Source organism: Janthinobacterium sp. EB271-G4-7A (genome assembly GCF_020858075.1).
Taxonomy (GTDB): Bacteria; Pseudomonadota; Gammaproteobacteria; order Burkholderiales; family Burkholderiaceae_D; genus Janthinobacterium; species Janthinobacterium lividum.
The window spans coordinates 12,788-27,866 of the sequence record NZ_JACYMI010000007.1; the positions used below are offsets into that span (position 1 = coordinate 12,788).

The 15,079-nt window shown below is 53.4% G+C and carries 9 protein-coding genes; 6 read left to right on the top strand and 3 right to left on the bottom strand.

The genetic code is table 11. The annotated features are described in order from the left end of the window. Positions 1-246: 246 nt before the first annotated feature. A complete protein-coding gene (gene uvrA / locus IGS58_RS27625; RefSeq protein WP_230523190.1) occupies positions 247-3,096 on the bottom strand; it encodes an excinuclease ABC subunit UvrA in 2,850 nt (949 codons plus the stop codon). 381 nt (positions 3,097-3,477) lie between these two features. Here uvrA and ssb point away from each other — a divergent pair, with 381 nt between their 5' ends. The 5 genes from ssb to IGS58_RS27650 all read left to right on the top strand — a co-directional run bounded on the left by ssb (position 3,478) and on the right by IGS58_RS27650 (position 9,352). Then, positions 3,478-3,993: a single-stranded DNA-binding protein gene (ssb, locus tag IGS58_RS27630; RefSeq protein WP_230523191.1), complete on the top strand. Its 516-nt coding sequence runs from the start codon at positions 3,478-3,480 to the stop codon at positions 3,991-3,993. 129 nt (positions 3,994-4,122) lie between these two features. Then, complete coding sequence (locus tag IGS58_RS27635) at positions 4,123-5,340, top strand: tyrosine-type recombinase/integrase (RefSeq protein ID WP_230523192.1); 1,218 nt, start codon at positions 4,123-4,125, stop codon at positions 5,338-5,340. Next, entirely contained in the window at positions 5,337-6,884 is a 1,548-nt protein-coding gene (locus IGS58_RS27640; protein WP_230523193.1) for a site-specific integrase, read from the top strand. Before IGS58_RS27635 ends, IGS58_RS27640 begins: the two co-directional genes overlap by 4 nt. Next, positions 6,877-8,904, top strand: coding sequence for an integrase (locus IGS58_RS27645; RefSeq protein WP_230523194.1), 2,028 nt, complete (start codon positions 6,877-6,879; stop codon positions 8,902-8,904). Before IGS58_RS27640 ends, IGS58_RS27645 begins: the two co-directional genes overlap by 8 nt. Continuing rightward, a complete protein-coding gene (locus tag IGS58_RS27650; protein ID WP_230523195.1) occupies positions 8,891-9,352 on the top strand; it encodes a hypothetical protein in 462 nt (153 codons plus the stop codon). Before IGS58_RS27645 ends, IGS58_RS27650 begins: the two co-directional genes overlap by 14 nt. Positions 9,353-9,451: 99 nt before the next feature. Here the strand turns inward: IGS58_RS27650 and IGS58_RS27655 are convergent, their stop codons facing one another. Beyond that, a complete protein-coding gene (locus IGS58_RS27655; RefSeq protein ID WP_230523196.1) occupies positions 9,452-9,823 on the bottom strand; it encodes a hypothetical protein in 372 nt (123 codons plus the stop codon). Positions 9,824-10,087: 264 nt separating this feature from the next. Between IGS58_RS27655 and IGS58_RS27660 the strand changes: the two genes are divergently transcribed. Next, positions 10,088-10,414, top strand: coding sequence for a helix-turn-helix domain-containing protein (locus tag IGS58_RS27660; RefSeq protein ID WP_329958025.1), 327 nt, complete (start codon positions 10,088-10,090; stop codon positions 10,412-10,414). A gap of 158 nt (positions 10,415-10,572) precedes the next feature. On the opposite strand, the gene IGS58_RS27665 is transcribed toward IGS58_RS27660, so the two are convergent. Continuing rightward, positions 10,573-14,940 carry a hypothetical protein gene (locus IGS58_RS27665; protein WP_230523198.1) on the bottom strand — a complete coding sequence of 1,456 codons (4,368 nt, stop codon included), beginning with the start codon at positions 14,938-14,940 and terminating at the stop codon, positions 10,573-10,575. Positions 14,941-15,079: the final 139 nt, after the last annotated feature.

Here is a 15,079-nt window from a genome sequence, read left to right on the forward strand (position 1 = left end):
CGTAGCGAGCGGCAGTGATTTGTGGCTAAGAAGCGCAACCGTACTTTAGTACGGTGAGCATCGCAGGCCGCAAAGCGCGCCGCGCAGTAGCTTGTCAGGTGTTGAGAGTTGTAGTGGGGGAGAAACACGCCGGCAAAGACTGGCGTGCGATAAATGACACGCCGGCAATGACTGGGGTGCTAGCAAAAAGAGAAACGGCGCGGATTGCATGAGCAATCCGCGCCGTTTTTTATTGCGCTGCCGTCGTTACTGCTTCAGCAGCGGCCCCAGGTACTTGCCCGTCACGCTGGCCGGGTTCAGTGACACGTCTTCCGGCGTGCCCGTGGCGATGATCTGCCCGCCGCCGGCGCCGCCTTCGGGACCCAGGTCGACGATCCAGTCGGCCGTCTTGATGACGTCGAGGTTGTGCTCGATGATGACGAGGGTGTTGCCCTGGTCGCGCAGGCGGTGGATGACTTTCAGCAGCAAGTCGATATCGTGGAAGTGCAAGCCCGTCGTCGGTTCATCGAGGATGTACAGGGTGCGGCCCGTGTCGCGCTTGGACAGTTCCAGCGACAATTTCACGCGCTGCGCTTCGCCGCCGGACAGGGTGGTGGCGCTCTGGCCCAGCTTGATGTAGCCGAGGCCCACGTCGAGCAGGGTTTGCAGCTTGCGCGCGATCAGTGGCACCGGCTTGAAGAATTCATGCGCCTCTTCCACCGTCATGCCCAGCACTTCCGTGATGTTCTTGCCCTTGTATTGCACTTCCAGGGTTTCGCGGTTGTAGCGCTTGCCGTGGCAGACGTCGCATGGCACGTAGACGTCGGGCAAGAAATGCATCTCGACCTTGATCACGCCATCGCCCTGGCACGCTTCGCAGCGTCCGCCCTTGACGTTGAACGAGAAGCGCCCCGCGCTGTAGCCGCGTTCCTTGGCCGTTGGCACGGTGGAGAACAAATCGCGGATCGGCGTAAACAAGCCCGTGTACGTGGCCGGGTTCGAGCGCGGCGTGCGGCCGATCGGCGCCTGATCGACGGAAATGACCTTGTCGAAATGCTCCAGGCCGCTGATCGAATCGTGCGGCGCCGGTTCCGTCTGCGAACCATACAAATGGCGCGACAGGGCAGGATACAAGGTATCGTTGACCAGCGACGATTTGCCTGAACCGGACACGCCCGTCACGCAGGTCATCAAACCCACCGGCAAGCTCAGCGACACCTTTTTCAGGTTGTTGCCCGTCGCGCCCGTGATCACCAGCTGCTTCTCCGGATTGCTGGCGTGGCGCTTGGTGGGCACGGCGATTTTCAGCTTGCCGTTCAGATATTGCGCTGTCAGCGATTTCTTGTTCTTCAAGATTTCGGGCAGGGTGCCTTCGGCGATGATTTCGCCGCCGTGCACGCCCGCGCCGATGCCCATGTCAACGATATAGTCGGCCGTGCGGATGGCGTCTTCGTCATGCTCGACCACCAGCACGCTGTTGCCGATGTCGCGCAAGTGTTTCAGCGTTTCGATCAGGCGGTCATTATCGCGCTGGTGCAGGCCGATCGACGGTTCATCAAGCACATACATGACGCCCGTCAAACCGGAGCCGATTTGCGACGCCAGGCGGATGCGTTGTGCTTCGCCGCCGGACAGAGTGTCGGCGCTGCGGTCCAGCGACAGGTAGTCGAGGCCCACGTTGTTGAGAAATTTCAGGCGCGAAATGATTTCCTTGACCACGCGGTCGGCGATCTCTTTCTTGGCGCCCGTCAGTTTCAGTTTCTCAAAGAATTCCAGCGTCTCGCGCAGCGGTTTTGCCGCCACTTCATAGATGGCCCGTTGCTGCTTGCCCGTGCCGACCTTGACGAAGCGCGCTTCCACGCGCAGGCGCGCGCCATCGCATGAGGGACAGCATTTTTCATTGATGAACTTGGCCAGCTCTTCCTTGACGGCCATCGAATCCGTCTCGCGGTAGCGGCGCTGCAGATTGTTGACCACCCCTTCGAACGTGTGTTCCTTGATGACGGTGCGGCCCCGTTCGTTGACATAGCTAAACGGAATCACTTGCTTGCCGGAACCGTACAACACGGCTTGCTGTGAGTTCAAGTCCAGTTGCTCGAACGGCATGTCCAAGTCGAACTCGTAATACGCGGCCAGGTTCGACAGCATCTGGAAGTAAAACTGGTTGCGGCGGTCCCAGCCCTTGACGGCGCCGGAAGCGAGCGACAGGTTCGGGAACGCGACGATGCGTTTCGGGTCAAAGAATTCAATGTGTCCCAGGCCGTCGCATTCGGGGCATGCGCCCATGGGGTTGTTGAACGAGAACAGGCGCGGTTCCAGTTCCTGCAGGGAATAGCCACACACATTGCAGGCGAACTTGTTGGAGTACACGTGTTCCTGGGCGGTATCCATTTCGTAGGCAATGGCGCGGCCATTGGCCAGACGCAGGGCCGTCTCGAAACTTTCCGCCAGGCGCTGCTTGATCTCCTGGTTCACCTTGATCCTGTCGATGACGACGTCGATCGTGTGTTTTTCCGTTTTCTTCAGTTTCGGGAGATCATCGACTTCATAGATCTTGGCCGCATGCGTGCCGCTCTGCACGCGAAAGCGCACGAAGCCCTGCGCCTGCATCTGCTCGAACAGGTCCACGTGTTCGCCCTTGCGGTTGGCGACGACGGGCGCCAGGATCATCAGCTTGGTGTCTTCCGGCATGGCCAGCACGGCGTCGACCATTTGCGATACGGACTGGGCCGCCAGCGCGTTTTCCGGGTGGTCGGGGCAGTAGGGTGTGCCCACGCGCGCATACAGCAGGCGCAGATAATCGTGGATTTCCGTCACGGTGCCCACCGTCGAGCGCGGGTTGTGCGAAGTTGCCTTCTGTTCGATGGAGATGGCGGGGGATAAGCCCTCGATCAGGTCGACGTCGGGCTTTTCCATCAATTGCAGGAACTGGCGCGCATAGGCCGACAGCGATTCGACATAGCGGCGCTGCCCTTCCGCGTACAAGGTGTCGAAGGCTAGCGAAGACTTGCCGGAGCCGGACAAGCCGGTAATCACGATCAGCTTATTGCGCGGCAAATCGAGATTGATATTCTTGAGGTTATGCGTGCGAGCGCCGCGAATGCGGATCTGTTCCATGTGATTGCCTTGCTTTCAGTGAGTGGTGCGGCCGGCGCATTGTGCCTGGGTGCGGATGAGGAGCCACAACGGGTCAACCTGTAACTATAGCCGGGTTTTGCTCTGCATGCCTGGGGCAGCCACGGGCGGATTGCGCCGCCAGGCGAACGTGCCCTGACAAAGTTTGATACAGATGCGTGCAGACGTTTAAACACTGTATATAATACCAGTATTCAAGTTTCTTGTTTTCACCTGCCGTGAAAAAAACGTGCTGCCGCACGGGAGAGGGCGTCCGCCAGAAAGCGGGTGCTTTGCGCCGCGTGGTCGCTTATAATCCTCGTTTAGTACACTAAACTAACGCGCGGGACACCGGCTCCCGCTGCAGTTCATCAGGAGTTATTCATGGCATCAGTCAACAAAGTCATCATCGTCGGCAATCTGGGCCGTGACCCGGAAATCCGCTACATGCCTAGCGGCGACGCGATCGCCAACATCGCCGTGGCCACTTCGTACAAATCGAAGGACCGCAACACGGGCGAACAAAAAGAATTGACAGAGTGGCACCGTATCTCGTTCTTCGGCCGCCTGGCGGAAATCGTCGGCCAATACCTGAAAAAAGGTTCGTCCGTCTACGTCGAAGGCCGTCTGCAAACCCGTAAATACACGGACAAGGACGGCGTCGAGAAGTACGCAACCGACATCATCGCGGAACAGATGCAAATGCTGGGCGGTCGTTCCGGCATGGGCGGCGACGCCGGCGGTGGCGATGACAGCTACGGCGGCGGCGGTGGTGGTGGCTACGAAGCCCCGGCCCCGCGCCAGGCACCGGCCCCGCGCCCAGCCCCGGCACCGGCGCCACGCCCGGCACCGAAGCCAGCACCGAACTTCTCGGATATGGACGACGACATCCCGTTCTAGGACCCAATAAGCCTAATTCGTAAACAACGTCCTGCAAGTCATTGATTTGCAGGACGTTTTTTTCGTTTACAGTTTTTCTCATTGAAAGGTATAATTTTTTATTACCTAGTTGAGGAAGTGTAAACGCAAATGAGCGAATATGCGGTGCGATTGGTTGCCTTCGGGGATGGTGAACGACTCCCGTTGCTTGTGAGTAATTCTACTTTGCTTGGAGATTTTGAGGCTGCAGCCTTTGCGCTGCATTTGCGAGGACAGGCGCTCAAGACTAAGACCATCGACTCTGCAATCCGCGCGGTACAGCTCCTTTACGAAGTCCTTCACGAGAAGAAGGTCTCCCTCCTAGAGCGAGCTCGTGCTGGCGAGTTGCTGAGGCAATCTGAGGTAGAGGCTATCTCCGACCGCTGTAAAACCCGGAAGGAAGCACTTGCTGACTCCTCAACGGGAGTCATTTCGCTGGCAGTTGCGCGGCGTCGAAAAGGGCGATTCACGCGTTCGAAAGAGGAGTCGGTCCGCTCCAAGACCGCTGTTATCCGCTTGCATTACATCATTGCCTTTCTTAAGCACTTCGCGGGCCGTGCCCGGCTGCAAAACCTTCCCATCAAAAAATCTGAATTCAACCAAGCTACTGAACTTACGCTCAATGCATTAAGGCTGAAAAAGCCTGTGGTTCCCAAAAAATCTGACCGAAAGGGCCTGCCCCAGGAAGCAGATGTACGGCTCTTTGAAGTCACCAATGTTGATTTTCCCGGTAACCCATGGAAGAGCGAGTTCGTCAGGCATCGCAATCAGCTAGTCGTAAAACTGCTGTACGGCTTGGGCATTCGTAAGGGCGAATTGCTTGGAGTGAAGCTGGAGGACATAAATCTGCGAAATGGCCTTATCTTCATTGCTAAGAGGACCGATGATGAAGATGACGACCGTGGGCGCCCGGCTACCACCAAAACTTTGTCCCGGGTGCTGCCTCTTAACGACGAGATGGTCCAGCTATTGCTGCACTACATACAAGACGTCCGGCCGACCCGCCGATTGGCTGGGTACAACCCGTATCTAATTGTCTCAGATGAAGGGAACGAGTTGGCTTTAAATGGCATCGATTATCTATTTTCGTCTCTCCGCCGTGCGTTCCCTGAATTCGTTCAGCTATCTGCTCACGTCTTGCGCCACACTATCAATGACCGATTCGCGAAACTTTGTGAGGGGATGGAAGCGCCTTTGGTTCAGTTGATTCAAAACTATCTTATGGGTTGGGGAAAGGGTTCACAAACCTCCCAAATTTATACGAAGGCTTATATCGAACAAAAAGCAAATGAAGTTCTGACGGCCTTGCAAGGGAAAGTGTACAAATGAACTTTCCGATAGCTACTGCCGCTCAGCGAAGCTTCTTTGACATCGGGCTTCCCACGACCGTTCGTCTTCGCAGCGGCGCCACGTTTCATCCGGACCAAGAGCACTGGAAATTTGTTGATGGAATTTACACTGTCTATATGAATTTCGCGGATTTACCTGTTCAGGTAACGCCGCTTATTCTTTACGTCAAGCTGGTTTTAATCAACTTTCTTGAAGTCAATGCTCCGTCATATGCGGTCAATATGTACAGAAGCTTTAACCGATTGGCTGACGTGATAGAGCTGACTGCCATTGCCGAAGTTGGGCAGGTTACTGAAGCCCACATCCTGAATTTCATTGCTTATCATCGAAGTAGGCTCGGCATTGATACGCACTTGTCGGCTCTAGTTACAAGGTGGGATGACTTGGGACTGCCTGGGCTGTCGAAGGACGCCGTCCAGCTCCTTAAGAGTATGCGCAAGAAGGGTAACAAGAAAGGGCATGCTGTGTTAACGCAGGACCCAATCGAAGGACCATTTACGGAGTTTGAAATCCAGCAGCTCTCTCAAGCTTTGAACTTGGCTTACGCCGATGGTCGAATCGTGCCGAAATTCTATTTCTTGACGTGGCTAGCTATGCTGACTGGGCAGCGAGTTTCCCAGTATTGTGCCCTTAAGGTGTGTGACTTGGTGGTTAGAAAGGACGGTGACGGCGCCTTGTCATATGAGGTCTCGATTCCGAAGGCGAAACAACGCGGCGCCGTTGTTCGTGATGATTTTTTGGTACGCCCGCTCCTTCGCCAGTTTGGCGAGGAGTTCCTTGCTTATGCGCTCGAGGTACAGGCTAGCTATCCAGTACTCGGCGTGAACGCACCGATGTTTCCGACCGATATCGACTCTAGTTTGGTTCAACTGGACGGTGATTTCGCCGAGCATTGGACCTCCACCAGCCTCGCAACACACTTTAGAGAAGCCTTGACAGCAATCGCGCCAATAAGCCCTCGAACCTCAGAGCCGATGCACATGGCTATCGGTCGCTTCAGGGACACGCTGGGCACGCGGGCTGCCCAAGAGGGGTTCGGCGAGTTGGTTATCGCTGAGATTCTGGGTCACGTTGATACGCAAAACGTGAAGTGTTATGTAGCCGTTATACCGGAAATCGCAGAGCGGCTAGACAAAAAATTGGCAAAGGATTTGGCTCCTATCGCAAAAGCTTTTGTCGGAACAGTTATAACCAAACTCTCTGATGCGACGCGCTTCGAAGATTCCAGTAGTCAGATTATTGACTACAAGAATAGCGGTATGGGTGTAGGCAACTGCGGCACGATTTATAACTGCCAATTCCATGCCCCTATCGCCTGCTATACCTGCCCTAAATTTGAAGCGTGGGTTGATGCCCCACATGGCGAACTCTATGAGCAGTTGACGAAAGAGCGAGAGGAAATGCTCGAAATTGGCGGGGAGCGCATGGCGGCTGTGAATGATTTGACGATAATAGCTATCAAGAACGTCATGGATGAATGTGCGCGTATGAAGGCTGAGTTGGTAGGAGAAATCGATGAGTGATGTTCTTCTATTTAAATCTAAGGCCGAGTTGTCTGCCGAACACAACCTGGCGGCTTTCGAAAAGTACTGTCGTCACGAGCTTGTTCTTTTTGGGGTGGACTTGCAATTTGATGACGATGTCTGGGATATCACGGCTACGTACCCCACTAAGGGCTCTAACAAAAAGTCGCGCGCGATTTTCTCTAGTTACGACGCCGCGCGGTCTCGAAATGACCTTCCGGCCATGTCGCCTGGATTTGTCGGCTTTGCGAAGTCCTATTTCCGCTACTCTTTGAGCCTCAAGGGAAGTACAACTTGGTCAAATCGGCTTGCCGCCCTGCGTGTCCTGGACCATGCTTTATGCATAGAAGGACTCAATGGTAAGGTAAATCACGCGACATACGATGTCTTCGTTGCCGCATGTCGAGTCATAAAGCGGGACTATCAGGCCATGACCGCACCAAAGATTGCTGGGCAGCTTGAAAAAATAGGCGACTTCTTGCTCGAACAGGGCTTGTGTCAAATGAAGATGGCCTGGGTTAATCCGCTCAGAAGACCGAGTGATACAGGTATACGAGTCGGTGCCGAAGCAGACAAAGCAAGGGATGAGAAGCTTCCTTCCAAAGAGGCAATCGAAGCCCTAGCATTCATCTTTCAGACGCCAGCTTCGCTTGCGGAGCTGTTCGTGACCTCTGCCCTTGCTGTGATGTACTGTTTTCCACAGCGTATCAACGAAGTCGTAAGGCTGCCTTACGAGTGTGAGGTCGAGTACGACAGTGAGCAAAAGCCGCACTACGGCCTGCGGGAGCCTGGTTCCAAGGGATTTAACGACTCTGTGCGATGGATTTTGCCAACTATGGAGTCGGTTGCTCGTAGGGCTATCAAGAACATTAAAGAAGCCTCGAGCAAAGCTAGGCAGGCTGCTTTATGGTATGAGGCTCATCCGCACGAGATTTACCTGTTACCAGAGTGTGAATACCTGCGTGAAAAGCAATACGTCAGCGAAGAAGAGGTTGGCCTAATGCTCTATGGTCGGCCGCGGCCTATGAGAAAGTTTTGCGTCAACGAAAAGGTCAAGCCCGTTATACCGAAGCACTATCTATTCAAGGACATTGAAAGGGTTGTGCTCGGGAAACTTCCCCAGGACATCTGCGAGCCTACAGCTGGACTGAAGTACAGCGATAGTCTGTTTATATGCTGCCGCTTTGACCTTGACGAGAAGCTGAATGCCTACTCGTGCATTATCGACAGAATTTCGCCTGGCGAAATCACATCGCGTTTGACCAGCAGTGGTAGTGCGAACTCCATCTTCGAGCGGCGCGGTTTGAAAGAGCGTGACGGCACCGCCCTTGAGATGCGTTCGCATCAGGCCCGGCACTACCTTAATACTTTGGCTCAGTCTAACGGTGCTTCTCAGCTGGATATTGCAATGTGGTCCGGCCGCGCCGACCCCTCCCAGAACTCGGCGTATGACCACGTCTCCTCTGGTGAAATTCTTAGCAAGACTAGGGCAATCGCCGTCGCTGTGGGGTCGCAGTTATTTGCGGGCGTCACCGAGATACCGAAAATTCGTGTCGTAGCGCACCGCGACGATGCTACTGGAAATCTGATAACGGGTACGGCTCATGCCACGCTGTACGGCATGTGCAGGCACGATTTCGCATCGTCCCCTTGCCCAATTCATCGAGATTGTCTGAACTGCCACGAGCACATCTGCGTTAAAGGCGCGCAGGTGAAGCTTGCAAATATCCGACGCCTGCGCGACGAAACCGAAGTCCTTCTTGCGCAGGCTGAGGCGGCCGAACAGCAGTCAAAGTACGGCGCGTCTCGGTGGGTTGTACATCATCGAAATACTCTGGTCCACTGCGAGCAACTCGTATCGATATTGGAGAACCCAGCCATAGCCGATGGAGCGCTAGTTGCCCTTAGCGAAGTACGGTCGGCATCCCGATTTGAACAGGTCGCCTTCTTACGGCAGGAGAAGCTAGGCGAGCCGAAAAAGAACAAGCTGCTAGAGAGGTTGCGAAATGGCAAAAAGTAGAGCGAGGGTCATTGATGACGACGTCATCGAAGTGGTACATGAGATTCTTTCCGATTGGACCGGGAAGCTGACCTGGGACCTACTAATTGCCGCCATAAAGAAGGGTATCGGTGCTGAATACACTCGGCAGGCACTTGCCAACCATAAGAAAATCACTCAAGAGTTCAACCTTCGTAAGCGTTCGCTTCAGCTTGAGGCGGGCCGTCCCGTTCCAGCCGATAGTCGAGTTGAGGCTCTGCAGAAGAGGCTGGACGGACTTCAGGCAGAAAACGAACGTCTCACCATTGAGTGCAACAACTATCGTGCTAAGTTTTTTGTATGGGTGCACAACGCAGGAAAGCACGGTCTGTCTGAAAAAAAGCTCAATGAGCCTCTGCCTCACTCCATGCGCGAAAGTACTGACGACATAGTGCCTGTCTACGATACGGCCCGTCGGAAGAAAGGCTAATTATGGCAAATGGCCAGCAGCTCGGAGAGTAAAACGGATGATGATTTTCGGCTAATCGTCGTCCGTGGGGGGCCTATCTCCGTGCTTGTCTCATTAAGTTCATAACTTGTCGCACGGTCGTATCTCTTCCCACATATTGCAGCAAACTTCGAACGAAATATGAGTTTTTGTTATTGAGATAAAAGAAAAAAGAGGCCAACTTCCTGATGTAATCTCCTCTTTTCTAGAGCCTGTTACATCGACAACTTCGACAGAAAATATTGCCCTTCTTGCTTGTTTCATCAAGTTTATAACTTGTGGTACGGGGGTGTTAACGTCAAGGCCGGAAAAATTACAAAAGTCAACTATCAACATATTGTGGAGGCGAGTTTGCTTTCTTTCTTCAGCATATTTAACTGTGGCATTCATTACTGCCTTCGCTTGGGACGAAATCCCTGCAGTATAAAGCTTATATGTGGTTTTTATGGTCATTGTTGCAATTTGCTCGGCCCATCGTCCGCATCTGGTTGATGCTTTAGCGGGCAACTCTATTGCTTGGAATTTGCGGCCTTAACGATAAGGCACGTCCCTGCAGGGACTGTTGATAAATGCAATGGCTCCTACTGCATGCCTTGCCGTTAGAGTTCAGAAATGCGTTGAGTGAGAAGAGCGCATCCAAGTTAGAAAATGAAATGACAATTCTACGTTCTTCGTAGAGATTTTTCAAGCTGATCCTACGATTATCGTAGGATGGTAATGAAGCAACCGTCGACAGTATTCGGCAAACGATTGAAAAGTGCACGGCAGAGACTCGGTATCCCCCAGGACCGGCTTGGATGGGCGATTGGGTTGGATGAGCACACAGCTAGCGCTCGTATGAGCCGGTACGAAACTGGTATCCACGAGCCACCCTACTCTTTGGCGCAAAAACTGGCAGAAGCTTTGGGCTTGCAGGTTGCGTATTTTTATGCGGATGATGATGAACTTGCTGAGTTAATTTTGAGGTGGGGGACGTTAGGGCAGATTGAGCGTACGCGAATGATGAGTTTGCTCAACACAGAGTTTGGTGACTGTGATGATTAACTGGCTTGCTTTCGACTCTTGCGATACCGTTCTGCGTTTTTATCCATAAATCTTGTATTTAAGGCATTCCAAGAGATCGGCAGCGATCACCTTTGAAAACCTATTGCCCCCCGTCATTGCTGGTTGGTCTAAAGCACAAGTTCCACTTTGCCTCCATTTTAGTCCTTCACCGAGCTAGGCCTAGCGCGCTTCGCGGGCTTGGCACAGTTCGAAACATCTATAACTGCGATCTCAGGCTGTGGACCAGGCGGTGATGTATTTCGAATGTTGATTGCCATTGCGCGCAGCCGTTGAACTACGGTTTCGAAGTTTATGTATGTTCCGTCAAGTAGTTCCCATCCCTTCGGGCGAGGTACTTGGTAGACTAACAAAAGGATGCCCTCGCGACCATTTTGGGAACGAAGGTACTGACCGCAAAGCTGTTTAATCAGAGCTGTCTCCAATTCTGCTAGTGACCAACTACTAGCCACCTTGATCTCAATCGCAACGCTGGCATCGCTAGCCTTTCCTCTGAAACGTATGTCTGGTTCCTTTTCTTCGGCAACATGCGGCTCACGCTCAATCGAATAGGCATGCCCTTGTACGTGCCGGAGCCGATCTGCTAACCAGTTCTGGACTGCGGCCTCATCTGGTAGCGCGCTCAGGGTTGTTCCCTGTTGAAAATCACCGTGAATCAAGTCATGCTGAATATCTTCCAGTCGCCTCAGTGCAACAATCTGTAGTTCTGTTCCCGTTATCGGCAGACGTTCAAATTGACGTTCAAATCGGACTACCTCATCCGCAGTCCATGGAGTATGTTCCGCGTCGGCTGAGGCTCGATCATGTGCGAGAGCGCGTAGGCGGGAGGTTTGTATCGGGAAGTTTGGCGTATCTATCAAGCGCATGATTGCCTTGAATGTCGCCGCGCCCGGAATACTCACCAGCGCCTTGAATGCCGTCGATCGCGCGTTCTGTGCCTCATCCCGTTCATCTGGTGAGTACACTTTATTGTTGGCACGAACATGATCGTTTTCGACCCGTACGATGCCATACGCTAAGATGACGAGACGCTCCAAGGTTGCTAAATCAAGGGACGTGGAAGTTGGCTCGGAGCGTGACCAGTGCGAGCGGAATATCTGAGGCAGAACGCGTTCCACAAGGGTAGTTGTTTTGGCTTCGTCTAGTCTGTCGAGCTTTAAGGCCAACGCATTGGTGGCACTTTGCGCGTTGATCGCATAAGCTGCGCCAAGGTATTGCGCACTAATCTGAGGGTCATCAGTACTATGAAACCGATCGACAACTAAGTTGTAAAGATTTTCCCTATCACCATCGGAGACGCTACGCACGAGAATGGGTAACAAATATCGTAACGCAGGCGGATTCAAGCCTGGGCGAGTTTGTAATTCGTGCCACAAGACGTGTGCCATTTGGTGTGCAAGGTTTGAGGGGCCACGATTAATGTCTTCCAATATCTGGTAATGAGCGGCCGGCGTAGGGTTATCGAGAGCACTGGCCGTTTCTTTCGCAAGCACCTGTTCGACTGCTGCAGGCCACGCTGTAGTCAACTCTCGAATCCAGTCAGGGAAACCGTTGATTTCAAGCGTCGCGTACTCGGCGGCACGGACGGCTTGTTCCCCTGTAAGTAGTGATGCCCAGTTTGGACATGTTGCTGCCTCAATGGAGACGCCCGCGATACACATGCAGTCAATGCTACTTATTTGGTTCCTCTCGCTGGGAGGGCGAATGCTACGCAGTGTTGGTTGCCACGCCCGCCAAATCTCCTTGAGCCCTTCGGTAAAGGCAGCGGCAACTTTCTCCCCGGCGATCTGCGCAATAGGTTCGGCGCTGGCAATGGCATAGTTTTCCGCGCGATAGGTCGCCTGACGAAGCAGTTGCCACAGGTCGTAAATCCGCCGATCAACAGTTTGCGTCGTTGTGGGGGAGAGTTTCCGAAGTTGCATAGGATCAGCCCGTATTGCCGCTATGAAATCGATCCAGGACTGTTCTCGTTTGGATTGCACTCTTTCTCCAATCCGCATTGACTTCGCCAGTCTTGCTTCGCTCTTTACCTCTGCCGCAGATTTGATTCTCGGAGTCATTGATTCAATGTAGGTTGCCTGCATCTCGGTATCAGTGCTGGCTACAGATGCAATACGTGCCCTTAATGCATCGTCTTGCTTGCCTTCGGATTGCCACAGGCTAAGCGCGGCATTAATTGCCAGATGCCGTTCCGTAGCGCGCTCTCTACCGGGCGCATCGACCAGCAACCAGTTGATGTCATCGAGGACTAGGCCAGGCGGCCAACCGAAGAACTCCATTTGGAATGTGTTTTGTAGCGGCTGTCCGGCAAGTGCGGGATGGTTGTTGAGACGGTCAGCCGCTCTCCAAAAGGCCGTTCGTCGACGCTCCAGCGTTAGATGTAACTGCTTGACGGCGTGTGCGCACTTATCGACATAACGTTGGGATCGATCAAAACGATGGTCACCTATCCGCAATATTGCGTCGATTGCTATTATGGGTGCGACATTCGGCGGCGAAAGTTTCAGCAACTGCTCGGCGGCTGTTGCAAGCGTTGTCGCGTACTGTGCACTTCTTAATGAGTTCTCGTCGGCGTCAGGATCGTAAGGTTCGTGTTCAAGCTGACTTAAGAGCCCTTCGATAAGCCGAGTTAGATCGGCGGCGCTTGTTAATTTCACGACTAGATCAGCACCGTGCCAATCCAGGTCGAATCCGCCGCCTTGATCATTTCCGAGGTGAATGGTTGCAGTAAATGTAAGTAAATCGTCGATATCAATTAACCGTGGAAACAGAGCTTCGACCGCTTCCCAAACTACGGTAGTGGGGATCACAGAGAAATTCTGCCTAATATAGTCGGCGTACGTTCTATGTTGATGAGCATCGCCAAGTGAGAGCAAGGCCCGACCAGCAGTGATCGCTGTATAAGTATCTGGGTAGTGTCCAAGTGATGCGGTCTCAGCCAAATCTGCGCACTGTTGGATGTTACCTAGCCATATCAAGCGCAGCACGAAACATCGGATCTCGACATTGGTTTTGTCTTGCTCCCATATGACGCGCAATGCAGGTGCGATGTCTGGCTGAGCAAATCGCACTAGACTGTTGTTGTCAAGCGATGGTATCTCTTCTCCTTTACGCATGCGGTCAACTAGAGCCTTCAGCGCAACTTGGCGGGCCGATGTGGAGAGGCTTGCTGGGTCGCCTGCTGTGAAGAGCAGGAAAGGCGCACGTCGACTAACCTCTACGGCTACACTCTCATCCCATAGGCTCAGCCAAGCCGCTGTTTCCAGCATTGAAGGCCTGACCAGTTCGATCTCATAGGTTCGAGAAAATAGTAGGTCGTGCAGCTGACCTAGAGATAGATTTTTCTGCCTTAACCGTAGTAGCCAGCGTGCGGTTAAGTAGGCACGCACCACACCTTCGTTGTCGTTATGTAACCTCGCACGGGCGAACGTTGCTGGGTCAAACGCTGGACGGGTCAACAACTGAAGACGATCTTGGGCTGACCAGTCCGACAGTACGTCGTCGATCTTGAGTGACGCTCGTGCGTCTTCGCTGGTAGCATCTGTGTCTGGTATCGAAATCGTATTTTTTCGACCGAAAACTAGCGCCGTACCGATCCGTTCTAGCCCTAGCAGCGCGCGATCAGCATCTAGACGATCACGACGCGCGCGGTCCGGGTCAGTTTCTTGTACTCGTTCGCGTAGGCTAGCCTCGATCATGGCTTTCAAACTGCCCAGGCGGCCGTGGCTGCGCCAGTAGCGCACGATCCAATTAAGGTCCAGCGGCCGTCGTGCAAATTCCCACAAGTTCGCCAGTTGGATCGCATCAAGGAGGCCATTAAGATCTGGAGCCTCTTTACCTGCGGCGTATACCTGAACCTTATTAGCATCGAGCGGAGCCATCACTACAATCAAAGATGTTTCTACCGGCCTCGGTTCCGGACGCTTGTCATTGCGCAGCAGGCCGCATACAAGTACTTCAAGTGAAGGTATGGGCTCAACCGTATTTTCAACTGGCAGTGGTAATTCTTCGTTTAGTCGGCGCGCGTCGCGGGTGAATTCCCAGTCTGTATGACGGCCGGACAAGACGATATGGGATCGGGCTTCGTTACCAGCTATCCCGTTCGCAATTTGCCTTAGTGCTCGTTCTAGACGAATGCTGTCGAGCTTTGCTTCATCAATTGAGTCGATGAAGAACCACCCGGGTTGGTCGCCGCTTTGCCATGTTTCCAAACGTTCTCGATCAATAGGGCGCAGAGCGTTTCGGAGCCCATCTCGACCAACGTCCTGAACGGTCGCATAGAAAGCGAACTTACCTGTGGATGCTAGAAGACGTGCTTGTTCCATCAGCTCTTCGGTCTTGCCGCTGCCGGCTTCTGCCAGGACTACGACACGACGTTTAGCAAGTAAATCGGACCATCCGAGTCTACCATCTGACCGGCCAGTGACTGTTCGGTACCGCGAACGGGAGAGCCCATCTGCATCGTCGCGCCATTCGTAGAACTGGCGGTCAAGGGGAATTGTGGTCACTCTGGTTTCTGCCTCTGTTAGCCCTAACTAGCGGGGTGATGAACGGTGTTGTTGATTGCGTGGTGCGATGACATAGCCTATCCACAAGAATAGCGTACCGAGGTTTTTATGCAAACGTCAGATCATCGCAAGCATCAAT